The 17,380-nt window shown below is 72.3% G+C and carries 16 protein-coding genes and 1 riboswitch; of the genes, 8 read left to right on the top strand and 8 right to left on the bottom strand.

The features are described 5' to 3' along the window. Window position 1: 1 nt before the first annotated feature. Together ACZDYF_RS09120 and ACZDYF_RS09115 are read right to left on the bottom strand one after the other, a co-directional pair. Window positions 2–1,717 carry a S41 family peptidase gene (locus tag ACZDYF_RS09120; protein WP_475055711.1) on the bottom strand — a complete coding sequence of 572 codons (1,716 nt, stop codon included), beginning with the start codon at window positions 1,715–1,717 and terminating at the stop codon, window positions 2–4. Window positions 1,718–1,760: 43 nt separating this feature from the next. Further along, complete coding sequence (locus ACZDYF_RS09115; protein ID WP_475055709.1) at window positions 1,761–3,278, bottom strand: amidohydrolase family protein; 1,518 nt, start codon at window positions 3,276–3,278, stop codon at window positions 1,761–1,763. Between the two features lie 227 nt (window positions 3,279–3,505). Between ACZDYF_RS09115 and ACZDYF_RS09110 the strand changes: the two genes are divergently transcribed. From ACZDYF_RS09110 to ACZDYF_RS09095, 4 genes are all read left to right on the top strand, one after another. Further along, a complete protein-coding gene (locus tag ACZDYF_RS09110) occupies window positions 3,506–4,006 on the top strand; it encodes an FBP domain-containing protein (protein WP_475055707.1) in 501 nt (166 codons plus the stop codon). Between the two features lie 27 nt (window positions 4,007–4,033). After that, the gene (locus ACZDYF_RS09105) at window positions 4,034–4,624 is read left to right on the top strand and encodes a TetR family transcriptional regulator (RefSeq protein WP_475055703.1); all 591 of its coding nucleotides are present in this window, start codon (window positions 4,034–4,036) and stop codon (window positions 4,622–4,624) included. A gap of 130 nt (window positions 4,625–4,754) precedes the next feature. Next, window positions 4,755–5,372 (top strand): carboxymuconolactone decarboxylase family protein, encoded by a 618-nt coding sequence (locus tag ACZDYF_RS09100; protein WP_191789969.1) that lies wholly within the window; start codon window positions 4,755–4,757, stop codon window positions 5,370–5,372. Between the two features lie 37 nt (window positions 5,373–5,409). After that, window positions 5,410–6,627, top strand: coding sequence for a glycoside hydrolase family 3 N-terminal domain-containing protein (locus ACZDYF_RS09095; RefSeq protein ID WP_475055698.1), 1,218 nt, complete (start codon window positions 5,410–5,412; stop codon window positions 6,625–6,627). Between the two features lie 131 nt (window positions 6,628–6,758). Here ACZDYF_RS09095 and ACZDYF_RS09090 read toward each other — a convergent pair whose 3' ends face one another. The 6 genes from ACZDYF_RS09090 to ACZDYF_RS09065 all read right to left on the bottom strand — a co-directional run bounded on the left by ACZDYF_RS09090 (window position 6,759) and on the right by ACZDYF_RS09065 (window position 13,515). Further along, window positions 6,759–7,478: an ABC transporter ATP-binding protein gene (locus ACZDYF_RS09090; protein ID WP_191789971.1), complete on the bottom strand. Its 720-nt coding sequence runs from the start codon at window positions 7,476–7,478 to the stop codon at window positions 6,759–6,761. Further along, window positions 7,465–8,358 carry an ABC transporter ATP-binding protein gene (locus ACZDYF_RS09085; RefSeq protein ID WP_225226852.1) on the bottom strand — a complete coding sequence of 298 codons (894 nt, stop codon included), beginning with the start codon at window positions 8,356–8,358 and terminating at the stop codon, window positions 7,465–7,467. The genes ACZDYF_RS09090 and ACZDYF_RS09085 overlap by 14 nt, the downstream gene beginning before the upstream one ends. A gap of 125 nt (window positions 8,359–8,483) precedes the next feature. Then, on the bottom strand, window positions 8,484–9,923 hold the full coding sequence (locus tag ACZDYF_RS09080) for a branched-chain amino acid ABC transporter permease (RefSeq protein WP_191789973.1): 1,440 nt from the start codon (window positions 9,921–9,923) through the stop codon (window positions 8,484–8,486). Further along, window positions 9,920–10,954, bottom strand: a complete 1,035-nt coding sequence (locus ACZDYF_RS09075; protein ID WP_475055692.1) for a branched-chain amino acid ABC transporter permease — start codon at window positions 10,952–10,954, stop codon at window positions 9,920–9,922. The genes ACZDYF_RS09080 and ACZDYF_RS09075 overlap by 4 nt, the downstream gene beginning before the upstream one ends. Before the next feature lie 170 nt (window positions 10,955–11,124). Continuing rightward, entirely contained in the window at window positions 11,125–12,216 is a 1,092-nt protein-coding gene (locus ACZDYF_RS09070; RefSeq protein ID WP_307823913.1) for a branched-chain amino acid ABC transporter substrate-binding protein, read from the bottom strand. A 447-nt stretch (window positions 12,217–12,663) separates the two neighbouring features. After that, the gene (locus tag ACZDYF_RS09065; RefSeq protein WP_475055686.1) at window positions 12,664–13,515 is read right to left on the bottom strand and encodes an aldo/keto reductase; all 852 of its coding nucleotides are present in this window, start codon (window positions 13,513–13,515) and stop codon (window positions 12,664–12,666) included. 267 nt (window positions 13,516–13,782) lie between these two features. Between ACZDYF_RS09065 and ACZDYF_RS09060 the strand changes: the two genes are divergently transcribed. From ACZDYF_RS09060 to ACZDYF_RS09045, 4 genes are all read left to right on the top strand, one after another. Continuing rightward, window positions 13,783–15,327, top strand: coding sequence for a polysaccharide deacetylase family protein (locus tag ACZDYF_RS09060; protein WP_475055684.1), 1,545 nt, complete (start codon window positions 13,783–13,785; stop codon window positions 15,325–15,327). A gap of 182 nt (window positions 15,328–15,509) precedes the next feature. Next, a complete protein-coding gene (locus ACZDYF_RS09055; protein ID WP_030152390.1) occupies window positions 15,510–15,713 on the top strand; it encodes a cold-shock protein in 204 nt (67 codons plus the stop codon). A 129-nt stretch (window positions 15,714–15,842) separates the two neighbouring features. Beyond that, a riboswitch (SAM riboswitch) is annotated at window positions 15,843–15,954 on the top strand. Window positions 15,955–16,059: 105 nt separating this feature from the next. After that, window positions 16,060–16,434: a hypothetical protein gene (locus ACZDYF_RS09050; protein WP_475055681.1), complete on the top strand. Its 375-nt coding sequence runs from the start codon at window positions 16,060–16,062 to the stop codon at window positions 16,432–16,434. A gap of 132 nt (window positions 16,435–16,566) precedes the next feature. Then, entirely contained in the window at window positions 16,567–17,283 is a 717-nt protein-coding gene (locus ACZDYF_RS09045; RefSeq protein ID WP_475055679.1) for a hypothetical protein, read from the top strand. Window positions 17,284–17,380 lie beyond the last annotated feature (97 nt).

Here is a 17,380-nt window from a genome sequence, read left to right as displayed (position 1 = left end):
CTCAACCGCTGCGGAGCAGCCCCAGGCAGAACGCCTGGAGGTCGACGTTGCCCCGCAGCAGGTCGTCGCGGGTCATGTCGTACGGGACGCCCGCGATGCCGAGGTCCTCGACCGGGATGCCGTCGCCCCGGCCCGAGCGGATGGTCCGCCGCACCGCGACGGTCAGCGACGTCCCGGCGGGCATGGGCGGCAGCGCGCGCTCGGTGCCCGTGAGCGCGTCGCGCACCTGGGACAGCGTCCACACGTTGGCCCCGCCGCCCCCGGTGGCCTGCCCGACGGCGACGAGGGGCCCCACGTCGTTGTCGACCCACCCGGCCGCGAACAGGTCGCCCGACGAGTACGTGTTCGGGTCGACGACCGCGACGGCGGGTCCGGGGTAGGCCCGTCCGCGGTCGTTGCACCAGGCGGGGTCGGTCAGCGGCAGGGGCTGCGCGTACTGCTCGCCTGTCGACACGGCGTCCTGGAGCGAGCCGTTCCACGCCTCGAGCTCGAGCCGGTTGAACGGGCTGGCGGCCATGAGCCGGGTGAGGGGTGTGGCGACGAGGCTGAAGCGCGTGGGGACGACCGGGTGGTCCGTGAAGAGCTGCAGCGCGCGCTCGGCGGCCCAGACGAGCCCGCCGGGGTTGCCGCGCAGGTCCACGACGACCCCGCCCGTGGGCAGCAGCCCCAGGAGCCGGGTCATCTCGTCGAGATAGGCGGTGTCGTCGCCCACGTCGAAGGACCACAGGCGCAGCAGGCCGTGGTCGGCGTCGAGCGCCCGCGCGGCGAGGACGTCCTGGAGCGGGGTGGGGATCCAGTCACCGCCCGACGGCGCCGCTCTCCCTGCGCGGGCGACGCTCGCTCGCGTCGCGCTCGCCGGGGGGAGGGGCGGCGGTGGTGGCGCGGCAGGCTCGGCCTCGTCCTCGGTGGCCCACAGCTCGGGGACGAACGTGAGCTTCTTGGCCCGGCGCACGGCGTCCGCGGCCGGGTCTACCGCGACCTTGAGCGCGGCCCGCGTAGCCCGGCCCACGGCCGTCTCGGCCCGCCCGGGAGCGACGACCGTCCAGTCGAAGCGCGTCTCCCGGCTCGCCCCGCGGCGCGTCCGGTACTCGACGACCACCCAGTGCTCGTCGGGCGGCGGGCCGTAGTCGAGCGCGCGGAACGTGAGCGACTCGAGCGCCCGCGAGCGCCGCGCGTCGGGCCGTCCGCCGGTCTCGCGGTCGGCGTGGACCTCGACCGCGCGGGCGATGGGCACGCCGTTCCACGCGAGGACCTCGACGCCCGGGGCGAAGGACCTGTCCGTGGTGGCGCGGGGCCCCACCTTGGTCACGAGGAAGTGCGGCTCGTGCTCTGGCCCGTAGGCCTCGACCAGGAACGGCAGGGTCGCGACCTGCCCCCGCGCGGCGACGGGCCCGACATAGCGGGTGTGCGCGTCGCGCAGCCCCGTGAGGACGCCCGTGAGGGCGAGGTGGAACTCGGCGTCGGTCAGGTCGACGGCGCGACGGCGCAGCAGCACGAGCCCCTGTACGGGGTCGCTCGCGTAGGCCGCGCGCTTGGCCGGCAGGTGGGCGTAGAGGCCGCCCAGGACCGTGACGAACGTGTCGACGACCTGGAGCCGCTCGCCGCCGTCGAGGTGCGCGGCCGAGGGGACGTCGGCGAGGGTGGTGCCCGTGGCGGCCTCGGCGAGCAGGCGCCGCACGCGGGCGTCGCGCGGGTCGGTGCTCGTGCTCCCGGTCATCGTGCTCCCTCCCCCGGGTCGGCAGGATCGCTGCGGTGCGACCTCAGTAGTAGGCGCGCAGGCCGTCGAGCACGCCCGCGTGGAAGCCGCGCCCGACGACCTGCGCGAGCCAGGCGTCGTCGGGCGTCAGGGACTCGAGCGGCGGGACGGTGATCGACCCGAGGTCGCGCGGGAGCCCGCCGACCGGGCCGACGCCCGTGGGCATGTCGAGCGCGAGGCGCAGCGGCGCGCCCGCGTCGCCGAGGCTCCCTGCCCACGCCGCGGCCCGCGCCTGGGCCGCGGTGATCTCGGCCTGCGGGTCGGCGCGGACCTCTTCGAGGCGGTCGACGACGTCGGACCACGCCCAGGGCGTCGTCCCGTCGTCGGGGTGCGTGAGGCTCAGGCGCACGTCGCGCGAGCCGACCGTGAGGGGCGTGAGATCGGGCGCCCCCGCCGCGGCCGTGAGCGCGGGCGTCCCGTAGCGTGCGACGCCGTCGATCACGACGAGGTCCACGTCCTCCTCGGTCGCGGCGACGACGGCCCGGAACGGGTCGGCGCCACGCTCGGCGCGCAGCACGAGGACGTCCGCGAGCGCCCCGGGCTGCAGCCGCCCGGTCTGCCGACCCCAGCCGCGCGCGAGGACGTCGCCGGGCACGCAGGTCACCATGCGCACGAGGTCCTCGTCGCTGAGGTTCCACCCGGCGTGGTCGGCGGCGAGGCGCGCGGCCTTGAGCTCGCCCAGGACGTTCTTGCTGCCCGACGGCGCCCAGTCGGCCCCGAGGCACACCGCGATTCCGGCGTCCCTCGCCGCAGGGACGTCGGTCGTGACGCCGTAGAGCCACAGGTTGGAGAAGGGGGACCAGACCACGGCCCCCGGGTCGGTCCACCGGGCGAAGCCGGCCGCGTCGACCGCGGTCGCGTGGACCGCGACGAACCGGGGCTGGAGACAGCCGGCCGACTCCGCGTCGGTGTACTCGCGGGCGACGAGGCTGCCGGGCTGACCCTCGGCGCAGTGGTAGACGAACAGCGAGCCGGCGCGCATGCGGTTGGCGCGGTCGGCGAGGTCGGCGGGCTTGGCCGTGAGGACCGACGCGAGGACCTTGTTGCGGTCCCCGGTCCCGAAGCTCTCGTCGTCGATCTCGCGCACGAGCCACCCGTCGCGGGGGCGGTTCATGGGCGGGGAACCCTGGACCGAGGTCGTGCCGCCCACGAGGGCCTTGGTCTCGACGTACGCGAGGAGCTCGTGCGGGCTCGCGGTGATGAACGCGTACGCGGGCCACGTGGTGCTCGCGGCGTAGGTCGTGGCGCGGGGCCACGAGTCGTGGTGCGCGAACGGGACGGCCTGGGACGGCTCGGTCCACAGGGGCAGCGTGTCGTAGGCCAGGTGGTTGTGGAGGTCGATCAGGCCGGGCAGGACGAGCGAGGTGCCGACGTCGACGACCGGGCAGCCGTCGAATCGTGCGGGGCCGGGCCGGGTGCTGCGGGTGACGTCGGCGACGCGGCCGTCGTCGTCGATCCACACGCGGCCCGTGAAGACCGCGGACTCGGACGGCGCGACCGACCGGTCGTCCGACAGTGCCATGACGCGTCCACGGATCGCCCACATGAGATCCCCCCGGTCGAGCGACGGGCGTACCTGTTCTCGACGCTAGACCCGCCGCGCCGGGTCGGCGACGGAGCGGGAGGGTGATTTCCCTGGCCGCCCAGAAGAACGGGACGGAAAAGGGTGGGCCCTGCCGCATCCATCTGTACTAGTGTCCAACTTGAACACGCGTACAAATTGACCGACGGACACCGGAGGAGCCGCACGTGCGACCACTGACCCGGCAGGAGACCCGCCACGCCTTCAGGAACACGACCACGCAGGAGACGAAGGTCCTGCGGCTCCCCGCCACGTTCGACTCGCTCGACTGGTCCCGCCTCGACTACCTCGGCTGGCGCGACCCCCGGTCACCCCTGCGCGCGTACCTCGTCGCCCTCGTCGACGAGGTGCCCCACGGCGTCATGCTCCGCCAGTCGGCGACCCGCAACGAGCTCGCGAGCCGCGCCGTGATGTGCGTGCTGTGCCGCTTCACGCGTCGTTTCAACGAGGTCGCCCTGTTCTCGGCCGCCCGCGCAGGGGCGGACAAGCGAGCACGCCTCGACACCCTCGGCATCTACGTGTGCGTCGACCTCGACTGCCACACGAACGTGCACAGCACCCCGCTCCCGGGCCCCCTCGACCCGCCGGCCGCGCAGATCGTCGCGTCCCGTCGCGACGGGCTGCGCGCCCGGACCAGCGCGTTCGTGCGCTCCGTCGTGATGCAATAGGCCGCTGCCGACACCGAGGAGACCACCATGGGGAGCTATCTCGCACGAGACGCGCGCCGCCGGACCATCCTGGACTCGGCCGTGGTCGTCCTGGGACGCGACGGCATCGCCGCCGTGACCGCCCGATCGGTGGCGGCCGAGCTCGGCGGCTCCCAGGGGCAGATCCACCACCACTTCGGGTCGACGACCCAGCTCGTCGCCGAGGCCTGGCTCCTGTACACCCGGACCGAGGTCGAGCAGTTCGAGGTCGAGACGGCGAGCCTCGACCCGCAGGAGGCGGTCGGCCACTTCTTCGAGGGCCTGCGCGGCGGGCAGGACAGCGGCGCCCTCGCTCTCTGGGCCGAGGCCGGCTCGTACGCGCGGTTCGCCCAGGAGTTCGCCCCCGCGTACCTGGCGTCGCTCCAGCAGGTCTGCACCGTCCTCGAACGGCTCCTCGACCGGGCCCGTCCCGACGACGGCAACCGGGACGCCGCCCTGTGCCTGCTCATGGTCGGGATCGGTCTGGCCGGGCTGACCGCGATCGCACCGGCCGACGAGACCGGCATCGCCCCGGGGCAGGTCGTCGGGTCAGCGATCGCACAGGAGTTCGCCCGCCTCCGCACGCCACCCCACGCCTAGCGGCCTCCTCTCACGGTGCCGGCGCGGAAGACCTTCCGGTCCCGCCGCCGCCGTGCCAGCCTGGAGGGACAGCCCCGGGGCGCGGTGCTCCCTACCGCGAGCGCACAGCCGCCCGGGAAGGAGACCTGCCATGAGCTGGATCCGCGAGGCCGACGAGAGCGAGCCCAGCGGCGCCGTCGCGGCAGCGTTCGCGAAGGACCAGGAGTCGCTGGGGTACGTCGCGAACCTCACGCGGCTCCTCGCGAACCGGCCCGCGGTGCTCGACGCGTGGATCGGGCTCAACGGCGCGATCAAGGCGTCCATGTCGCCGCGCCGGTACGAGCTCGCGACCCTCGCGGCGGCGCTGCGGCTCCGGTCGACTTACTGCGCGCTCGCGCACGGCGCGGTCCTCGCCGACCACCACGTCGGTGCCGACGCCGTGCGCGACGTCGCCGAGGGGCACGACACCGTCCAGCTCTCCCCGATCGACCGCGCCGTCATGGACCTCGCGGACAAGGTCGCCGCCGGGGCCGCCGACATGTCCGAGCCCGACCTCACCGAGCTGCGCGACCTCGGGCTCGACGACGGCGAGATCCTCGACGTGATCCTGGCTGCGTCTGCGCGCTGCTTCTTCAGCTCGGTCCTCGACGCGACCGGGACGCAGGCCGACGCGGTGTTCGCCGACCTCGACCCGGCGATGCGCGACGCCCTGACCGTGGGCCGGCCGATCGCGACCCCGGACCCCGTGGGCCGACACCTCGCCGGCTGACGCCCGGCCCCCCCGGGAACCGTCCTAGGGTCGAAGCATGAGGTCGTCCCGTCGAGGCGCCACGAGCGCCGCCCTGCTCACCACCGTCCTGCTGCTCGCCGCGTGCTCCCCGGGAGGCGGGACGCCCTCCCCGACGAGCGCTCCGCCGTCGGGCACGCCCACCCCCACCGCGACCGGGACGCCCACGCCGACCCCCGCACCCGACCCGACCACCGACGCCCCGGACCCCCTCGCCGGGTGGAGCCTGGAGCAGAAGGTGGGCCAGCTCCTCATGGTCGGGGTGAACGTGGGGAAGATCGACCAGGCGAGCTACGACGCGGTGCACCAGCACCACGTCGGCAACGTGTTCCTCGCGGGGCGCACCCAGGCCGGGTCGGTGCGCGTCAAGAACCTCGTCGACTCGTTCACTGCCCTCGTGTCCGACGAGACGACCCACGGGACGCCGATGTTCGTCTCGACCGACCAGGAGGGCGGCAGGGTCCAGGTGCTCCGCGGGCCGGGCTTCTCCGACCTGCCGAGCGCCATGGAGCAGTCCACGCTGGCCCCTGCGGAGCTCCGGAGCCAGGCCACCACGTGGGGCAAGGAGCTCGCGGACGTGGGCATCGACCTCAACCTCGCACCCGTCATGGACGTCGTGACGAGCCCCGAGGCGGCGGCGACCAACGCACCGATCGGGTACTTCGAGCGGAACTACGGGTTCGGGGTCGAGACCGTGACGTCGCACGCGAACGCGTTCAGCGCGGGCATGGAGGCGAACGACGTCGACGTCGCGATCAAGCACTTCCCTGGGCTGGGTCGCGTCGGGGACAACACCGACACGACGGCGGACGTGCGGGACGACGTGACGACGCGGGACGACCCGTCGGTCGACGCCTTCCGGTCCGGCATCGCGGCGGGCGCGGCGTTCGTCATGACGTCGACGGCGATCTACGACCAGATCGACGCCGGTCTCCCCGCAGCGTTCTCACCCGTGGTCGTGGACGGGCTGCTGCGCGGCGACCTCGGCTTCGGTGGCGTCGTCATCACCGACGACGTGTCGAAGGCCGAGCAGGTGCAGGCGTGGTCGCCCGGCGAGCGGGCGGTCCTGACGATCGCCGCCGGGGGCGACATGGTGCTCGCGTCGGCCGACCCGACCGTGATCCCCGAGATGGCGACCGCGCTCGTCGAGCGTGCGCAGTCCGACCCCGCCTTCGCCGCCAAGGTCGACGCCTCGGTGCTGCGCGTGCTGGCGGCCAAGGAGCGCCGGGGGGCCTGAGAGGCCCGTCGGCCGCTCCTGTCCCCCCGTGCCCACACCCGTCCACACCGTGTTCCACACGTTGTCCCCATGCCTGTCCACAAAGTTATCCACAGGCCTGGGGACAGTGTGCACGAGGAGCGCACCACCGCTCACGCGACCCCGAGGTACGCCTCCTTGATGCTCGGGTCCGCGAGCAGCTCCCGGCCGCCCCCGGAGCGCACGACCTCCCCCGTCTCGAGCACGTACGCCCGGTGCGAGCGCGACAGCGCCTGCCGCGCGTTCTGCTCCACGAGCAGCACCGTGGTGCCCTGCGCGTTGATCTCCGAGACGATCCGGAAGATCTGCTGGATCACCATGGGTGCCAGGCCCATCGACGGCTCGTCGAGCAGCATGAGCCGCGGCCGGGCCATGAGCGCGCGCCCGATCGCGAGCATCTGCTGCTCGCCCCCGGACATGGTCCCGCCGACCTGCGACGTGCGGTCCTCGAGGCGCGGGAACAGCTCGAAGACCCGGGCCAGGGTCTCGTCGTGCACGGCCTTGTTCTCGAACGTGCGCCCGTAGGCCCCCATCTCGAGGTTCTCCAGGACCGTCATGCCGGGGAAGATCCCGCGCCCCTCGGGTGCCTGCACGATGCCCTCGAGCACCCGCAGGTGCGGCTTCATGCGCGTGATGTCCTTGCCGTCGAACAGGATCTTCCCGCGCGACAGCGGACGGATGCCCGAGACCGCGCGCATGGTCGTCGTCTTCCCGGCACCGTTGGCCCCGATGAGGGTCACGAGCTCGCCCTCCTCGACCGTGATCGACACGCCGCGCACGGCCTCGATCCGCCCGTACGCGACCGTCATGTCGGTGATCTCAAGCAGGGGCATCGGTGTCTCCCTCGGGCAGCTCTTCGTCGGGCACGCCCAGGTAGGCGGCGATGACCTTGGGGTCGGCCGTGACGTCCTCCGGGGTGCCCTCGGCGATGACCTTGCCGAACTCGAGCACCACGATGCGGTCCGTCACGCCCCGCACGAGACGCATGTCGTGCTCGATGAGCAGGACCGTGTACCCGTCGTCGCGGATGTGGCGGATGAGGTCCATGAGGGCCTCCTTCTCCGCCGGGTTGAAGCCGGCCGCGGGCTCGTCGAGGCACAGCAGCTTGGGCTCGGTCGCGAGCGCCCGCGCGATCTCCAGGCGCCGCTGCTCGCCGTAGGACAGGTTGCGCGCCTTCTCCGTGGCGCGCGCCCCCACCCCGACGAACTCGAGGATCGCCATGGACCGGTCGATCGCGTCGCGCTCCTCCTGCCGGTGCCGCCTGGTGCGCAGCAGCGCGCCCGGCACCGAGGTCCGGTGCCGCGCGTCCGTCCCCACGACGACGTTCTCCAGGGCCGTCATCTCGTTGAAGAGACGGATGTTCTGGAAGGTCCGGGCGATGCCGAGGCGCGTGATCTGGTTGCGCTTGGCCTTGCCCAGGACCTGCCCGTCGAACCGCACGAGGCCCTTGGTGGGACGGTAGACGCCCGTCATGGCGTTGAAGGCCGTCGTCTTGCCGGCCCCGTTGGGCCCGATCAGCCCCAGGATCTCCCCGCGCCGGATGTCGAACGAGACGGAGTCGAGCGCGGTCAGACCGCCGAACACGACCGACACGTCCTCCATGCGCAGCAGCGGCTCGCCCACCTCGGTGCGGACCGTGCGGTCGGCCGCGACGATCGCGTCGACTAGCGCGGAGTCCGCGAGCTCGGGCCGCACCTCGGTCACGTCGACCATCACCGGCTCGGCGAGCCCGGCACCCGGCAGGTACTTCTCGGCCATGGGCTCGCCCGCGTCCGCGGACAGCGACAGGTGCGCGTCGCCGACGTCGCCGCCGGCCCCCATGCCGCCAGGATCGTTGCTCATCGGTTCCCCCCGTCGGTGGTCTCGTCGTGCTCGCCGGCACCGGTCCCGGCGGGGCCGCTCCCGGTGGCGTCGCGCCCCGTCCCGCTCCCCGTGCCCGACGCCGGAGCGGACGTCGCGTACGCGGCCTGCGGGCCGCCGTCGGGCATCTTGGCGAGCGTGCGGCGCGCCGCGACGTACAGCTCGCGCCCGTACGTGAGGAGCTTCTGCCGGACGGGTATGAGGCCCTGCGGCCGGAAGATCATGAGCACCATGAGCGCGACCCCGAAGAACAGGTACTTGTAGTTCGCGATCTCGTTGCCGTCGATCGGGATGCCGAACAGGGACGTGCGCCCCAGGAAGAAGTTCGGCAGGTACACGATGATGAACGCCCCCAGGATCACGCCGAGCTTGTTGCCCTGGCCACCCAGGACGACCGCGCACAGGAACAGGACCGAGTTGATGATGTTGAAGTTCGTCGGGATGACGAACTGCACCTGGCCCGCGTAGATCGCGCCCGAGACGCCGCCGATCGACGCCCCGATGACGAACGCCCACAGCTTGAAGCGGAACGTGGGCACGCCCATGATCTCGGCCGCGTCCTCGTCCTCGCGGATCGCGACCCACGCCCGGCCCACGCGCGAACGCTCGAGGTTCCCCACGAGCATGAGCGAGATGATGATGAACACCAGGGACAGCCAGAACCACCACACGCCCGAGTTGAGCGTCGTCCCGACGTTGCCCGCCGAGAACACGCCGTTCGGCAGCTCCTCGGTCACGCCGAGCCGCGGGTAGGCGACCGACTTGAGGCCCTGGCCACCGCCCGTGATCTCGTCGAGGTTGTCCGCGAGCAGGCGCACGATCTCACCGAAGCCGAGCGTCACGATCGCGAGGTAGTCGCCGCGCAGGCGCAGCGTCGGTGACCCCAGGACCAGACCCGACATGGCCGTGATCGCGACCGCGACGGGCAGGATCGCGAGCCACGCCCAGTCGTCCGACAGCCAGCCCTCGGGCTGCGTCACGTTCCACGGGCTGTCGGGGCTCGTCATGATCGCGAGCGTGTACGCGCCGATCGCGTAGAAGCCCACGTAGCCGAGGTCGAGCAGGCCCGCCTGCCCCACCACGACGTTCAGGCCGATCGCGATGAGCGCGTACATCCCGAACTGCGCCATCACGGCGCCGAAGTTGGTACCGACCGTCGTCAGGACCGGGATGTTGAGGATCGGCAGGAGCGCGATGAACAGGATGAACGGGACGCCGACCCCCCACTGCGCGGGCCGCGCGAGCGCGTCCCACCACAGCCGGAACCGGTCCCCCACGCCGCCGTGCGGGCGCTGGGCCACGGGCGTCTGACCCGCAGGCGGGAGCTCGGGGCGAGGACGTGCGGGCGGGGTGGCGCCGTTCGTCGCGGCCGTGCCGCCGGGGACCCCGTCGTTCCCCGCAGGAGTGCTGGTGCTCATGCTCGTGCCCTCCCCAAGGACTCGCCGAGGATGCCGGTCGGGCGGAACATCAGGACCACGATCAGCAGGACGAACGCGACCACGTCGCGCCACTCCGTGCCGAACACGACCTGCCCGTAGTTCTCCATGACGCCCAGCAGCAGGCCACCGAGCAGCGCGCCGCGCAGGTTGCCGATCCCGCCGAGGACCGCCGCGGAGAACGCCTTGATCCCCAGGATGAAGCCGCCCGAGTAGATGATCCCGTTGGGGACGCGCAGCGTGTACAGCAGGGCCGCGGCCCCGGCGAGGACGCCGCCGATGAGGAACGTCAGCATGATGATGCGCTCGCGCGAGACCCCCATGAGGGTCGCCGTCACGGGGTCCTGCGCGACCGCCCGGATACCGCGCCCGAACTTGGTCCGGTTGATGAACATGTCGGTCGCGAGCGCCAGGATCAGTGCCGAGAGCACGATGATGAGAGTGACGTTGGTGACGTTGGCGCCGAAGAGCGTGAACTGGACCTCGGGCTCGACGAGCCGGATGGGCTGCTCCGCGTTCACGCCGCCGAGCTCACCGCCCGTCAGGGCCGGGAGCACGAAGTGCACGAACTCCTGGATCACGAACGACGCGCCGATCGCGGTGATGAGGAAGACGAGCGACGGGGCCCCGCGTTTGCGCAGGGGTCTGTAGGCCACGCGTTCGAGCCCGACGGCGGCCCCTCCCGCGACCACCATGCCGCCGATCATCGCGATCCCCAGATAGAGGACCGTGAGCAGGATGCCCTTGTCGAACGCGTCGCCGCTCGGGTAGAAGCCCAGGGCGAGGAGCGTGGCGTACTGCCCGAACATGCCGAGCATGAAGATCTCGGAGTGGGCGAAGTTGATGAGGCGCAGCACGCCGTAGACGAGCGTGTAGCCCACCGCGACGAGCGCGTAGACGGCGCCGTAGGTCAGGCCGTCGACGGTGAGGGCCCAGAAGTTGCGGCCGAGGGCCGCGAGGTCGAATCCGATGAGTGGGTCGGCGGCGAGGACGCCGTGGACGAGCATCGACATGCTGCTCCTTGAAGCCGGTGGGAGGGCGGTCGGCCGACCACCGTGCGCCCGCCTCGCGAGGGGGCGGGCGCACCGTGGTCCGCTCGGCGGCTGCCGTCAGGCGCACCGCCCCGGCCCGGCCGTGCGTGGCCGGGAAGGGGCGGCGCTCCGGACCGGCAGGCGCCGACCGGCTACTGGACCTCGTAGATCCAGATCAGCGCGGACGAGAGCTCGCCCGTGTCGTCCCACTTGTAGGTGCGGGCCAGGCCCTCACCGTCGTAGCTCGTCACGAAGTCGAGCATCCCGGCCCGGTCCGTGACGCCCGACGCGATGCCCGTGAGCATGATCGTCGCGAGGTCGTAGCCCTCGACCGAGTAGACGCCCGGGGCCTGACCGTTGAGCGCCTCGTACGCGGCCGCGAAGTCGTCGGGAGCCGGGCCGCAGGGGCAGGACAGGATCGCGCCCTTGGACGCCGCGCCCGCCTGGGTGACGAACTGCGGGTCGTTGGTGCCGTCCGCGGACACGAACGGGATGTCGACGCCCGCGTCACGCAGCTGCTGCGCGAACGGTGCGGCCTCCGCGTAGTAGCCGGCGTAGAAGACGGCGTCCGCGTCGGAGCTCGAGATCAGCTGCGTCGCGGCAGCGAAGTCCTTGTCGCCGACCTTGACCTCGGCGGAGCACGAGTCGTCGGCCGCGTCGCCGAGGCCCGCGGTGATCTCCTTGGCGAGCCCCACGCCGTAGTCCGAGTTGTCCTGGACCACGCAGACCTTCTCGTACCCGAGCGTGTCCACCATGTACTTGGCGACCGCCGGACCCTGGACCGCGTCGTTCGCGAGACCGCGGAAGAACGTCTTCCAGCCGTTCTTCGTGATGTCGGGGTTGGTGGCCGACGCCGACAGCGACGGGAGGCCCGCCTGGCTGAAGACGTCGCCGGTCGCGGAGGTCTCCCCGGAGAACGCCGGGCCGAGGAGCGCGATGATGCTCGCGTCGCCGACGATCTGCGGGGCGACCTGGGTCGCCTTCTGCGGGTCGCCCTCGGTGTCGAACTCCTTGATCGTGACCTGGCAGCCCGCGTTCGCTGCGTTGAACGCGTCCACCGCGACCTTGGCGCCGTAGAGGATGTTCTGCCCGAGTGCGGCGTTGGGGCCGGTCAGAGCACCGGCCATGGCGATCGAGGTGCCCTCGGCACACTCGGCCGTGCCGTCTCCGGCCGGGTCGACGGGGTCGCCCGAGGTCTCGACCGGGACCTCGGCCCCGTCGATGTCGATCTGGACGGACGGCACGATCTTGAGATCGGCCGACCCTGACGCGCTCGACGACTCCGTCGAACCTCCGTCGTCCCCCTGAGACTGGGTACCGCAAGCGGTGATGGCGAGGGCGGCTGCCAGCACGAGAGCCAGCCCACCCGTCGTTCGACGTGCTGTGCGTTGCATTCCGAACCTCCGTGCGCCAGATCGCACCCGGGTGCTCGGAGACCTCGCACCCGCGGTGGATCACCTGATATTCAGCACTGAATAACGTGCTGACGATGGCACAGGTCGGACCAGCGCGAAACCCCAGATGCACAATTGCAACCAGGGACTCACACGCGGCGAACCGGACAAGGCGCCCGAGGTCCCGGGCCCCGGGTCCGGCGACCTGAGTGCCTGGAACGTACGTGGGCGCGGTTACGCGAGACTCCGTCCCGCGTTACGGGGCCGTCACAGGAACGTCTCGATCCGGTCCGGGGGTCAGGACGGGTACTGCGAGAACGCGGCGGTCGCGGGGTCGGAGCCGAGCCGGGCGTCCGAGTCGAGCGCGTCGATCGCCGCGATCTCGTCGGGCGAGAGCTCGAAGCCGAACAGGTCGATGTTGGTCGCGAGGCGCTCGGGGTCCACGGACTTGGGGATGACGATCCGGTCGCTCTGGACGTGCCAGCGCAGGATCGCCTGGGCGGGCGTGACGCCGTGGGCGTCGGCGACCGCGGCGACCGCGGGGTGGTCGAGGTCGGCGCCGCGGCCGAGCGGCGAGTACGCCTCCACGGCGATGCCCGCCGCCCGGGTGGCCTCCTGGGTCGCGCGCTGCTGGTAGGTCGGGTGGACCTCGATCTGGTTGACGGCCGGGACCACGTCGGTCTCGGCGAGCAGGCGCGCGAGGTGCTCGGGCAGGAAGTTCGAGACGCCGATCGCGCGGGCCGCGCCGTCGGCGTAGAGCTTCTCGAAGGCTCGCCAGGTCTCGACGTAGAGGTCCTTGCTGGGGACGGGCCAGTGGACGAGGTAGAGGTCGACGACCTCGACGTCGAGCTCCTCGCGCGAGTCCTCGAACGCCTGGAGCGCCGACTCGTACCCCTGGTCGCCGTTGCGGAGCTTGGTCGTCACGAAGATCTCGTCACGTCGCAGGCCGCTGGCCCGCAGCGCCGCACCGACACCGGCCTCGTTGTAGTAGCCGGCCGCGGTGTCGATGTGCCGGTACCCGGCCTCGAGCGCCTGCTCGACGTTCTTCTGCGTCGCGTCGTCGGGCACCTTGAAGACGCCGAGCCCGACCTGCGGGACGGCGACACCGTTGTTGAGGACGACGTCGGGGACCTGCGTGGGGGAGACCATCACCCCTTTCTACCCCGACGCCCGTGGCCCGCACCACCCGTCCCGGCGGCGGCGGACGGGTCGCGGACGGGTCGCGGACGGGTCGCGGACGGGTCGCGGTCGGGGCGCAGGCGGACCACAGGCGGAGAGCCGGCAGGTGACCGGTCGGTGAAGGCCGTGGAGCCGTTGCGAGGACCGTGCGAGAGGGTGTCGCAGACGACTGTGGCGCTGCTCTCATCCGCCGTGCCGGTCGCGACGCGCACCCTGCGCGGGTGGCACGGTGGACTGATGTCCCAGTCCCTGCCTCCGTCCCGCGGCCAGACGCCGGGCGGTTCCGCTCCCGCGCGCCCGCGGAACCGAGCCCTCTGGGTCCTCGCCGTGCTCGTACCGCTCCTGGTCGTCGCCGCGGGAGTCACGTTCTACCTGACGCGTGCCGCGGCCGACCCCTCCGGAGAGGCGTCTCCCACGGGCACCCCGTCGCCCACGGCCCCTCCGGCCCCCGCCGAACGGGTCGACCCGCCGCCGGTCCTGGACCCGGCGTCGGTCGAGAACCTCGAGATCCACCAGGAGTCGACCGCGAGCACGGGCGACGCCCGCTCGATCTCGACGGTCTCCGTCCCGGGCGAGCGCTCCCTCTCGCACGCCTTCGGCACGTTCGTCGACGAGACCGAGAAGGCGTACGACGCCGCGGTCGACCCGGCCGGGGTGGGCAACGAGCTCAACGTCGGATGGGACCTGGTGCTCGCGCAGGGAGACGTGCTGGGCGTGCGTGCCACGACGTACTCCTTCACGGGCGGGGCGAACGGCACGACCGGCGCCCAGACGTTCTACACCGACCTCCCGCGCGCGACCACGACGTGGTCCTCGGACCTCTTCACGGCCGACGGCCGCAAGCAGGCCGCGCAGTGGGTCGACGCGGCGCTCGACCAGGCCGGGCTCGGGTTCGAGGAGCCGGTGCCCGCGTCGGAGGACACCTTCCGGGACGTTCGCCTGGGGCCCGACGGCGCCGCGACCCTGGTCTTCTCCCCCGGCCTGGTCTCTGCCCGCTCGGACGGAGAGCTGGCCGTGCGCTTCGAGCCCGACGCGACGCGGACGGTCCTGTCCGCGGTCGGGAAGCAGCTCGCGGACACCGCGTCGAGCGGCACCCCGTTCATGGGGATCACGCCGCCGCCCGTCGAACCCCCCGTGACGACCCCGCCCGTGCCGCCCGCGTCCCCGGGAGCCCCGGACTGCTCGGTGCTCAGGTGCGTGGCCCTGACGTTCGACGACGGACCCGGCAAGCACACGTCGCGCCTGCTCGACACCCTCGCCGAGAAGCAGGCCAAGGCGACGTTCTTCCTCGTCGGCCGGTCCGTCACGTCGCACCCCGACCTGGTCCGCCGCGAGGTCGCCGAAGGGCACGCCATCGGTAACCACACCTGGTCCCACCCGGACTTGTCCAAGCTCGGCTCGGACCAGATCACGGACGAGCTGACGTCGACGGCGGACGCGGTCGAGGCCGCGTCAGGCGTCCGACCGACCCTCGTACGCCCTCCGTACGGCGCGAGGAGCGACACTGTGACGAGCGTCCTCTCCGAGCGGAACGAGCCGGCGATCCTGTGGGACGTCGACACCGAGGACTGGAAGAACAAGGACACGGCCATGACGACCGAGCGGGCGCTCGCAGGCGTCCGACCTGGGGCGATCCTCCTGATGCACGACATCCACGCCTCGACCGTCGACGCCGTCCCGGGCATCGTGGACGGTCTGCGGGCTGCCGGCTACACGCTCGTGACGGTGCCCGATTTGCTCGGCCCTGACCTGGTTGGCGGGCAGGCGTACTTCAATCGTTAGCATCAGGGCTAGCACAGTCGGAGTAACCCCTGTACCGTAGCCGGTGAGATTGCAGTGCCTCGCTTGTCCTTGCGCAACGGCCCCATGCCACCGCGAACCTTGTTACCCAAGAGTTGACGACGAACACCGTGATGTTCGGCTCCAGATCATGGAGCTGTTTGAAACTCTAGAAGGAGATCCCCATGGCATTGGGAACCGTGAAGTGGTTCAACGGCGAAAAGGGCTACGGCTTCATCGCACCTGAGGACGGCAGCGCCGACGTGTTCGCGCACTACTCCGCCATCCAGACGCAGGGCTTCCGCTCGCTCGAGGAGAACCAGCGCGTCGAGTTCGACGTGACGCAGGGCCCCAAGGGCCCGCAGGCGGAGAACATCCGCCCGCTCTGATCTCACTCGCCTCCGGGCGTAGCTGATCATTGAACGAGTGCCCCCGACCGTCTCGGTCGGGGGCACTCGTGCGTCCAGGACCAGGTGCTCCCTGTGCTCGGTCGGTGACGCCGTGGTAGAACTGAGAACGGTCCAGAGGACCAGCGAACCGCCCTCCGGCGTGCTGGTCCGGCAACCGCGCGACGCGCACGGTGCTCCCGGAGGAAGACCCGCCCCCACGACCGTGGGGGAAGAGCGAGGCCCGACGTCGTAGGGCGCCTCCTCGTGCCCCTCATCCGGGGAGCCTCCCGGGTGGGCGTGCGCACGCGGGTGAGCCCCGTCGTCGGGCACGGAGAGAAGGAGCACCATGGCCGAGCGCGTCATGGAACGCCGGGCGACGGTCGTCGCCTGTCCCCCGCCCACCGTGTGCGACCGGTTCGACGCCGGGCACCTGCTGCACCCCGTCCACGAGCGCATGCTCCGCAACCGGCCCTGGGGATGGCGCGAGGGCGTCGTGCTCGCGGTGCGCACGACCAGCGGCGGCACCGAGGTCGTCGTCGAGTACGCGACGGGCGAGGGAGCGTGCCGGGTGTGGCACCACACGAGCCTCGCCCTCGACCCCGGGGCGACCGTGCGGGTGCACGAGCAGTACCACGCGCTCGAGCTCGCGGGACGGGCGCTCAACGTGCGGCTGGTCGGCGGGGTGGGTCCGGCGCCGGAGCCGCCCCACGCTCGCCGCTAAGTGCGTGATCCGGCTGCGACTCGCCGGGCGTCTCACAGCCGGATCATGCACTCGGCGGAACGGGCGGGCCGGGCGCCGCGTTGAACCGGTGAGGGCACCCGCCCTCGACGGTTCGACCAGAAGGACACGCTCATGGGATTCCTCGACCGCCTCCTCGGCCGCGCCCCGCAGGACGACGGGCCCCACGGCTCGGCAGACCGTCCCGGTGCGCCCGCCTACGGCACGCCACCCCCTGCCCGGACCGGCCCCGCGCGCAGCGAGGACGACGTCGCGATCGACCGCTACCGCTACCTGCTGCGCACGGCTCCCCCGGAGGCCGTCGAGCAGGCGCACGCCGAGGCGTTCGAGCGGCTGACGCCCGAGCAGCGTCGACGCGTGCTGACCGAGCTGGGTGAGAACGTGCCGCCCGCCGAGCGCGCTACCTCCGACGACCCGCAGTCGCTCGCCCGCATGGCGACCCGCGCCGAGATGCGCAACCCCGGCACGCTCGAACGGTCGTTCGGCGGCAGGCAGGGCGGGCCGGGCGGGCCGGGCATGGGCTCGATGATCGGCTCGAGCATGCTCGGCACCATCGCGGGCGTCGTGATCGGCTCCGCGGTCGCCAACATGATGTTCGGCCCGATGTTCGGCGACCCCACGGCCGACTTCGCGGGCGACGGCGGCACCTCGGGCGCAGGCGACCCGGGCGCGACCGAGGGCGACCCCGGAGCCGGCGACCCCGGAGCCGGCGACGCCGGCGGCGGCGACTTCACCGAGGCCGGAGGCGGGGGCGACCTAGGTGGGGGCTTCGGCGACTTCGGCGGTGGGGACTTCGGCGGTGGGGACTTCGGCGGGTTCGGAGACTTCTGAGGACCTCGTCCGCCCGGCCGTCGCTCGGCCGTCGCTCGGACGGAGCCGACGGGCCGCCGGGCCGAGGCATTGCCCTGTCGCGCGACGCGGTCGACAC

It is taken from the genome of Oerskovia sp. PE-21s, assembly GCF_056158145.1.
This window is presented reverse-complemented; position numbering and strand designations above follow the sequence as displayed.